This window comes from Frankia sp. CeCAU1, from assembly GCF_977971845.1.
The window spans coordinates 1-7759 of the sequence record NZ_CDWWXA010000180.1 but is presented as its reverse complement, the minus strand read 5'-3'; the positions used below and the strand labels follow the sequence as shown (position 1 = coordinate 7759).

10 protein-coding genes are annotated in these 7759 nt (G+C 69.2%); 4 read left to right on the top strand and 6 right to left on the bottom strand.

From position 1 onward, the window contains the following. Positions 1 to 12: 12 nt before the first annotated feature. The 4 genes from AC08OO_RS21300 to AC08OO_RS21285 form a co-directional block, all read right to left on the bottom strand. On the bottom strand, positions 13 to 237 hold the full coding sequence (locus AC08OO_RS21300; protein WP_011435480.1) for a hypothetical protein: 225 nt from the start codon (positions 235 to 237) through the stop codon (positions 13 to 15). Then, positions 234 to 1793, bottom strand: a complete 1560-nt coding sequence (locus AC08OO_RS21295; protein ID WP_011435479.1) for an FtsK/SpoIIIE domain-containing protein — start codon at positions 1791 to 1793, stop codon at positions 234 to 236. The genes AC08OO_RS21300 and AC08OO_RS21295 overlap by 4 nt, the downstream gene beginning before the upstream one ends. Before the next feature lie 85 nt (positions 1794 to 1878). Further along, the gene (locus tag AC08OO_RS21290; RefSeq protein ID WP_011435478.1) at positions 1879 to 2166 is read right to left on the bottom strand and encodes a hypothetical protein; all 288 of its coding nucleotides are present in this window, start codon (positions 2164 to 2166) and stop codon (positions 1879 to 1881) included. Then, a complete protein-coding gene (locus AC08OO_RS21285) occupies positions 2163 to 2567 on the bottom strand; it encodes a hypothetical protein (protein WP_011435477.1) in 405 nt (134 codons plus the stop codon). The genes AC08OO_RS21290 and AC08OO_RS21285 overlap by 4 nt, the downstream gene beginning before the upstream one ends. Positions 2568 to 2790: 223 nt before the next feature. Between AC08OO_RS21285 and AC08OO_RS21280 the strand changes: the two genes are divergently transcribed. Further along, positions 2791 to 3171 (top strand): helix-turn-helix domain-containing protein, encoded by a 381-nt coding sequence (locus tag AC08OO_RS21280; protein ID WP_011435476.1) that lies wholly within the window; start codon positions 2791 to 2793, stop codon positions 3169 to 3171. A 77-nt stretch (positions 3172 to 3248) separates the two neighbouring features. On the opposite strand, the gene AC08OO_RS21275 is transcribed toward AC08OO_RS21280, so the two are convergent. Both AC08OO_RS21275 and AC08OO_RS21270 read right to left on the bottom strand, forming a co-directional pair. Next, positions 3249 to 3695: a hypothetical protein gene (locus AC08OO_RS21275; protein WP_108913842.1), complete on the bottom strand. Its 447-nt coding sequence runs from the start codon at positions 3693 to 3695 to the stop codon at positions 3249 to 3251. Continuing rightward, positions 3692 to 3976, bottom strand: coding sequence for a hypothetical protein (locus AC08OO_RS21270; protein ID WP_023841813.1), 285 nt, complete (start codon positions 3974 to 3976; stop codon positions 3692 to 3694). The genes AC08OO_RS21275 and AC08OO_RS21270 overlap by 4 nt, the downstream gene beginning before the upstream one ends. A gap of 202 nt (positions 3977 to 4178) precedes the next feature. Here AC08OO_RS21270 and AC08OO_RS21265 point away from each other — a divergent pair, with 202 nt between their 5' ends. From AC08OO_RS21265 to purN, 3 genes are all read left to right on the top strand, one after another. After that, complete coding sequence (locus AC08OO_RS21265; RefSeq protein WP_476611484.1) at positions 4179 to 5504, top strand: helix-turn-helix domain-containing protein; 1326 nt, start codon at positions 4179 to 4181, stop codon at positions 5502 to 5504. Positions 5505 to 5560: 56 nt separating this feature from the next. Continuing rightward, complete coding sequence (locus tag AC08OO_RS21260) at positions 5561 to 6235, top strand: 2'-5' RNA ligase family protein (protein ID WP_011435472.1); 675 nt, start codon at positions 5561 to 5563, stop codon at positions 6233 to 6235. A 488-nt stretch (positions 6236 to 6723) separates the two neighbouring features. Further along, positions 6724 to 7317 carry a phosphoribosylglycinamide formyltransferase gene (purN, locus tag AC08OO_RS21255; protein WP_011435471.1) on the top strand — a complete coding sequence of 198 codons (594 nt, stop codon included), beginning with the start codon at positions 6724 to 6726 and terminating at the stop codon, positions 7315 to 7317. The last annotated feature ends 442 nt before the right edge of the window (positions 7318 to 7759 follow it).

The following is a 7759-nucleotide window of genomic DNA, read 5'->3' as shown; positions in this document are numbered from 1 at the left end:
GGGGAGGGAGGGTCACGCGGGCAGTTCCTCCGAGACGTCGACGTCGAGATCCGAACGGTCGGTAGCGATGGGCGGGGCGGGTTCGGTGAAGTGGGTGCAGGCACAGCCGGCCCGGGTGCCGGTGTCGCCATGGCAACGGCCCCGCCGGTGAGCGACGTACAGGTGGGAGCAGGTGGTGCACACCGGCACCACAGGCAGCGGAGCGGACAGATCCGGATCGCCGGCCGGGGTGGTCATGCGACCTCATCCCATCCGGCCGGGTCGGCACCGTCGGCGGAGCCGCTGTCGGTGTAGGGGTCGAGGTCGGGTGTCCAGCCGCCGCCGGTTGCCGTCGACGGCCGGTAGGCCCAGACGGTGCGGCTGATCTCGGTGTCGTCGATGTGGGCCGCGCGGACCCGGACCGGTTCCGGCTGTCCCTCAGCCAGGACGTAGCCGACGCCGGGCAGCGACAGCGGGATCTCGTCCGCCCGTGCCCCACGGTCCCGGGCACCGGAGCCGAGCACGAGATCCGGCTGTTCGGCTTCGGTCATGCGCAGTGCGACCCGGACCGGGAACAGGTCCCGGAAGGGCAGCACCTCCTTACGCGGGTCCTGCACCGCCGCCAGGACCACGACGCCGGGGGCGCGGCCCTGCGAGAGCAGCAGCGGCAGCGCCGCCCCGATCCGCTTCTTCACGTCCCGGTCGGTGACGTACGCCGTCAACGACGCGATTTCGTCGACCACCACCACGATCAGCGGATCGCCGACGGTGGGGGTGTGCAGCCGGGTCCGGCCGCGGAGCCGTGCCGTGCGTCGTTGCATGACCGTCACCGCGTGGTCGAGGAGATCCGCAATCTCCCCTGTCGTGGTGGCGAACCGGGCGAACAAGGGCTCACCGAAAGCGAGTTCCATCCCGCCCTTGGGGTCGCACACCCACAGCTTCACCAGGCCCGCCCGCACCGCCGGGCCGAGACCGCGGATGATCGACCACAGCACCGAGCCCTTACCGGCACCGGTGGCCCCCGCGACGAGGACATGCGTCCCGCGGACCGGCAGGGTCCACGGAGAGCCGTCCTCACAGCGGCCGACCGGGACCGCGCCCAGCTCCGCCACCAGCAGGCCCGACGCGGCACCGGGATCGTCCACGAGATCCGGGGCCACGTCGCCGGGTCGGGGCCCGTCGAGGTCACCGGGAGTGACAGGGCGGACGAGGGTGTCACGGTGGTGGAAGTGCAGCCGGACGAACCGGTGCGGTTCTGCCTGGACCTGACAGCGCCGGGCCCGGAACACGTGCCGCAGGGCTTCGGCCTGCTCCGCCCACTGTTCCGGGGTCTGCCCGGGAAGTAGTTCCACCCGCAGCACGTCCACCGCTCGCGTCGAGCGGATAGAACGGATCCGGGGGTAGTAGTCGTCGAAGGTGACCTGATCGGCGTTCGAGGTCGGGACCCGGATCGCCAGGTCGGTGTGCACCATCGCCGGCCGCCACCGCCGCCGGTAGACGAACGCCAGCCGGACCCGTCCCCACACCCACCGTGCCAGCCACCCGAACGACACCGGATGCACCCGCCGCCAGACCACCGCCACCAGCAGCAGACCGACGAGCAGGCCCACCAGGCCCAGCAGGCCGAACCGGTGGACGAACACCAGCAGGCCGACCGCGACGGGAACGGCGATCCGGTGCCGCCAGCACCAGCGCACCCCGAGCACCAGCCCCTTGCCGGCCACCGCGAGGAGCAGCATCCACAGCGGCACCCGCATCTTGTCCGGCCGGGACGGAATCCGCGGCATCCGCTGGTCACCGTAGATTCTGGACATGGCAATACCACCCTGTTTTCGAGCGCACGAAACCACGGGAAGAGGGAAGGGGGAGAGGGAAACGTTCCGGAAAATGAGGGAGGCGCTACGCCGCGTTTTCCGTCGGCGGGGCGTCGTTCTGTGCGGCGAGGGCGATCCGCTCGCAGTCGGCGAGGTAGGTGTTCACCGCGTCGCGCAACGCCCGCGCGAACGCGAGGTGCGCCGCCGGGTCCGCCTCAGCGACGGATGACAGGGAGAGCGCGGTCGGGCCCACGGTGAGGGACAGGATCGGGGGCCGGTGGGGGTAGCTGTGACACACCGCGTACCAGCTCGTCCCGACGTACAGCGCCAGAGAGGTGAACGACCCGGATGGGTCAGCGTCGTGGCCGGTCATGCCGCCGCCCCCGTCCGCCGCACCGCGCCGACCTGCCGCAGCCGCAGGGCCCGCATGGCGTAGCCCTGCTTCGGGTACTTGCCGTTGGTGTCCACCCACGGCGTGATCGTCAGCCCGTCGAACAGCACCGGCCGGAACGGCGTGCCCGGCATCACCTCCGGCAGGACCGGCTGCACCTCCCCGGGCACCTTCACCTTCAGCTCCGCCTGCCGGGCCGCCGGGTCCGGGTCCAGCACCCGCACCGCCCAGATCCGCTCGCCGGTGTTCGGGTCGCGTTCCTGCGGGTCGGGAGCGTTCGCCTTCACCTTCTCGTAGTCGTTCGCCGGTTCCACACCGAGCACGAAAGCACCCGCCGGGAACACGTCCTCGAAGCGCACGGGAATACGCCGGGGAACCGCCATGGATTCGTCAACCTCCGAAGGTCAGCCCCGCCCCCGGGTGGTCCGGGGTACGTCGGGCAACACCCACCATGCACCGCTCGCCGAGCGCTCGCCAAGCTTCTATACGCCTATGGATAACGCCTCGTTATAAAAACGGCCCCACCGTCATGGCAGCCTTCCGGGAAGCTCATCACGCGAACTACTGTTTGGTAAACAGCAAACGATCCGGGGGTGTTGATCCACGATGGCGCGCGAGACGACGGCAGGGGACGACGGGCGGGCTGTCGGTGCCGCGATCACCGCGCGGATGCGGGAACGGCGGATGAGTCAGCAGGCGTTGGCCGCCGCGTCCGGGGTGTCGGTCGCGACCCTACGGGAACTGGCACGGGGCACCAGCAGCCGCCGCGCCCAGGACGCCACGCTCGCCGCCATCTCCCGCGCGCTCGGATGGCCGGACGACCACCTGTTGACCGTCCTCCTCGGGAGGGAGCCCGACGAGGTGCCCCTGCCGGTCCTGCCGGTGGATCAGCAGATCCTGGAGGTCCTGCTCCGCATCGAACGCAGCCTTGCCACCATCGGCGCCCAGCTCATTCCGCCTGCTGAGCGGTGCGACAGCGTCCGGTAGCACCCGGGCATGCGAAAGGGCCGGATCCGATGACATGGTCACCATCGGATCCGGCCCTTCATCGGTTCAGGCCCGGTCTACCCCCGAGGATTGACCGGGCCTGAACCTGTCCCGTCCGGGGGGCCGCCGGTGGGGCGGCTCAGGAAGACGCGGATCGCGCCGAACGCATCCGCGTGCCCCGCCCGGTACGCCTGCTGCTCCTCACGGGTGATCCACCGCGACCGGTCCGGGAACCCGGTGGGGATGTCGAGCGCCGAGCCGGTCAGCCGCAGCAGATCCCGCCGGGAGACCTCCCCGGCGGGCAGTTGGTAGACGAGGATGACGTCTCCCGCCCCGTGCACGGAGTGGAACTCCAACCCTGCCGGAAGCTCCGCCAGGGCCCGGTGCAGGTCCGCCAGGTCCGATCCCGGCTGGATCACCACCGCCCACGTGCCGGCACCCCACGGCAGCGTCACCACCGCCGCCAACGACCGATCCCGAACCACATCCGCACGCAACGGCGGCCGGGCGTCGTGGGCGGTCACCGGAGACGCCGCGCACGCCGAGTGACCAGATGATCCAGGTGCCCACCGAGCACCATCCAGTCACCCAGCTCCGCCGGCTTCTCCTCCACGAAGAACCGCAACGCGCACACCTGGTACCGCGTCCAGCAGCGATCCAGCGCGAACGCTTCCGCTTCCTGCGCCGACCGAAACGTGATCATTGTGTCCCGCACCCGGCCGGAACCGTCGTCCTCGAAGCGGACCACGCCGAACAACACCGGTTCCGCTGCCACCGATGTTCGCCGTGCAGCCACGTCCGTCATGCCATCTCTCCCTTCCTGCCTGGTCACCACGCCCAGCGCCCGTCCCGCAGCCAGGCCGCGGAGACGGGGCGCAGCCAGGACGTACGCTCACGCATCCAGGCAGTTCGGAATAGATATGTGGATGGATACTCAGCGTGGATAGACTGGCGGACGGTACACGGTCCACCACGCCACACATCCCGTTTCGTGGATGGGAGCAGCCATGACCCGTCGCCGCCCACTACCCACCGCACCGACCGGCCTGTGGGACCGCCCCGAGATGGCCCAGGCCCTCACCGCACGGGACATGCAGACCGTGCTGGCGATCTACCGGAAGTGGACCGGTGCCTCCCAGTCGCAGATAGCCGCCATGACCGGCATCCCGCAGCCGTCCATCAGCGTGATTGTCCGCGGGAAACGCCAGGTCACCACCATCGAGAACTTCGAGAAGTTCGCCGACGGACTCGGCATCCCCCGAGACCGTCTCGGACTCGCCAGCTCGGAAACCACGGAAACCGCCGGCAGCGAGACGAGCCCGGACCGGCGCACCGTGATCGCAGCCGGAGCGCTGTTCGCACTCGACGCCGAGCTCGACGAGGTCACCCGCCGGATGCAGCAGTTCGCCGCATCCAACGTCGATGACGACGCGCTACACCAGCTCGACACCAGCATCGAAGTCGTGGGCCGCCGCTACGAGAACAGCGACGCCGCCACCGTCTACCCCGTCGCCCTGAAGCAGCGCCGGTGGGTCGCCGACCTGATGTCCGGACACCAGCACCCCGACCAGCGCCGCGAGCTGTACGCCATCGGCGGGAAGCTCTCCGGCCTGCTCGGTTATCTCGCGTTCGACCTCGGCAACGAACTCGTTGCCCGCGCCTACTGCAACGAGGCGATGAGCCTCGCCAAGACCGCCGGACACCGCGATCTCGCCGCGTGGGTCCGCGGCACCCAGAGCTTCATCGCCTACTACGGCGGCCGGTACCGCGAAGCCCTGGACCTTGCCCGCGACGGCCAGCGCTACGCCCGCGGCGGCCCCGCCAGCATCCGACTCGCCATCAGCGGCGAAGCCCGCACCCTGGGCAAGCTCGGCGACATCGCCGGAGCCGACGAGGCCGTCGGCCGCGCCCTGGCCGCCCACGCCCGCATCGAGGACACCGACCCCGTCGGCTACTTCCTGTCCTTCGACCCGTTCACCGCATCCCGCATCGCCGGCAACGCCGCCTCCGCCTACCTCGCCGCCGGAGCCCCCGACCGGGCCCGCGAGTTCACAGACCAGGCCATCCCCATCTTCGCCGCCGCCGACTCCACCGCCAGCCACGCCCTCACCCTGGTCGACGCAAGCATGACCTACCTAACCGGTCCCAACCCCCAGCCCGACCGCGCCGGAGCACTCGTTGCCGAAGCACTCGACGTCGGCGCCGATCTGCGATCCGAAGTGGTCGCCCGCCGGGCCCGGGACTTCCTGCTCACCGCCGCCCAGTGGCGCACCGTCCCGGAGATCGCCCAGGTCAACGACGCCGTCAAAGCCTGGAGACTGCCCACCGCCTGACGTTCAGGCCCCCAGCCGACCAATCAGGGTGGTCACACCGTCTACCCTGAGCGGTCGTGCCGCCGACCCACGAAGACCAGGTAGACGCCGACGACTGGGAAGCTTTCCGCCGCACCGAACGGATGGCCGATCACTGGTGGTGGCGCCCCGGATGGCGGCCGGACCGGCGCTACCTGACCTGGTACCTCGTCTTCCAGGACCAGGCCCTCACCGACTACGTGGCCGGATTCCAACGCGCGCTGGCCGACCTGGAGTACCTCGACCCCGTGCCGGTCGACGGACTGCACATGACCGTGCAGGGCGTCGCGTTCGCCGACGAGCTGCCCGCCGAGACCGTCGCCGCGATCGGGAAGGCCGCCGACGAGCGATGCGCCGACATCGAGCCGTTCGCCCTCACCGCCGGCCCCATCGCCGCTTACCCCGGCGGAACCTTCCTCCGCGCCACCCCATGGCACCCAGTTGCCGAACTACGCGAGCAGCTACGAGCCGCGATCGGTGACGTCCTGGGCGCCGACGCCGTGCCCGACGAGCCCGCCCGTTTCAAACCCCACATCAGCGTCACCTACTGCAACGCCACCCCGCCCACCGACGAGGTCATCCGCCGACTCACCGACCTTCGCAGGCGGCCACCGATCAGCGTGCCCGTCGGCAGCGTCGACCTCCTCGAACTCCGCCGAGACGGCCACGCCTACCGGTGGGACGTCCGGCACCACGCCGACCTCACCGGTTGACCGGCACCGACAGGGCCAGCGGCGGCCCGGTCCCCACGAGCACGAGCCCGCGCATTTGCCGAATCCTTCGTTTTGAGATCAAGCGCGGTGCGGGTCGCGCCGCGCGACCGGCTGCGCGCGGCCTGGCGGCCGTGCTCGCCGGGCCCGTCGCACCCCGCACCGCGTAGACCATCCGAGACGTTCGACGAAGTCCGCCGGTCGCCAGCGTGGGCTGAACCAGCCGAGGCACGGAACGTGATGCTGCGGACGTTCGTCGCGCACGCCGATGGGCAGCCGAAGAACGAGCAGAGGGCACGCCAGTCGACAGCCCCATCACCAGTGCCAGGGCGCTTCGCTCCCCGGACAGCCCAACCCTCACTTGCCAGCGACGAGCTTGCCTGGGGTAACCAGGCCGGAGTGGACATAAAATCTGCGTGTGTCGGCTCCCATGACTTACCTTGACGTGCCCTTAGACGCGATGCCACGGCCGAGCTGCCGGGGTGCCGTACATGGCTGATTTCCGCGTAGCGGTGTTTGCGTCGCATACCGGGACCAATCTACGGGCACTGCACCAATCCTCTCTCCGGCCTGCCGCGGCATTCCGCCTGGCCTTGGTCCTGAGCAACAACGGAGGGTCCGGCGCTCTTGCATATGCCCGAGCCCATGCCATACCGGCCGCTCACATGTCAGGAGTCACGCATCCCGATCCCGATCAGCTCGACACGGCTATATGCACGCTACTAAACGAAAGAAAGATCAGCCTGATCGTCACGGCGGGTTACATGAAAAATATTGGCCCGTGCACGCTGAAATCCTACGCCGGTAAGATCATAAACGTGCATCCGTCTCTGCTGCCGAGACATGGCGGAAAAGGTATGTACGGCAGAGCAGTACATGAATCCGTCCTGGCCTCCGGCGATCGCATTACCGGGCCTTCAGTCCACATCGTCACAGCAGAGTACGACGCGGGGCCCGTTATCGCGCAACACGAACTACCCGTCCAGCCGGATGAAACGGTCGAAAGCCTGTCCGAGAGAGTTCTCGCGGCCGAACACATCCTGCTTCCAACAGTAGTGCAAGATCTTGCCGTTCACGCGATCTGAGACAGCCAGGGACCAGGCAACGCTGCGAGACGACGGGCCCGATCTAAGCGAGGTACCGAGCCACTAGGCCGTGGGTCGTCGGACGGCCGTCGCAGACGTGACAGCCAAGTTGACAGCCAAGCCGTCGGACGGCCGCGGACGCTGACGGACACCAGCAGACGGAGCGCACCAGGTCAGCGGACGCGGTGGACATCCACGGACGTCGGCGGAAGATTCAGATCTAACTACGGATCAGAGGCATCAGCGCCGTCTGCGCCAGGGTGGAGATCGCAGAGGCTGGCAGCCTGGATGGCAGCCAAGCCCGCGAACGGCGGCGAACGGTCACGGACTTGGCGGACAACTGCGAGCCCGCGACCGGCACCGGCGGACGTCCACGGACGTTGGCGGACGAACCACCGATGATCTCTTAATCCGCGGGTTCGGGGTTCAAGTCCCTGGCGGC

Bases quoted from the DNA above. Each gene is read 5' to 3' on its own strand.
- AC08OO_RS21285 (WP_011435477.1), bottom strand. From the start codon at position 2,567: ATGGCGGTTCCCCGGCGTATTCCCGTGCGCTTCGAGGACGTGTTCCCG.
- AC08OO_RS21300 (WP_011435480.1), bottom strand. From the start codon at position 237: ATGACCACCCCGGCCGGCGATCCGGATCTGTCCGCTCCGCTGCCTGTG.
- AC08OO_RS21290 (WP_011435478.1), bottom strand. From the start codon at position 2,166: ATGACCGGCCACGACGCTGACCCATCCGGGTCGTTCACCTCTCTGGCG.
- AC08OO_RS21295 (WP_011435479.1), bottom strand. From the start codon at position 1,793: ATGTCCAGAATCTACGGTGACCAGCGGATGCCGCGGATTCCGTCCCGG.
- AC08OO_RS21270 (WP_023841813.1), bottom strand. From the start codon at position 3,976: ATGACGGACGTGGCTGCACGGCGAACATCGGTGGCAGCGGAACCGGTG.
- AC08OO_RS21280 (WP_011435476.1), top strand. From the start codon at position 2,791: ATGGCGCGCGAGACGACGGCAGGGGACGACGGGCGGGCTGTCGGTGCC.
- purN (WP_011435471.1), top strand. From the start codon at position 6,724: ATGGCTGATTTCCGCGTAGCGGTGTTTGCGTCGCATACCGGGACCAAT.
- AC08OO_RS21265 (WP_476611484.1), top strand. From the start codon at position 4,179: ATGACCCGTCGCCGCCCACTACCCACCGCACCGACCGGCCTGTGGGAC.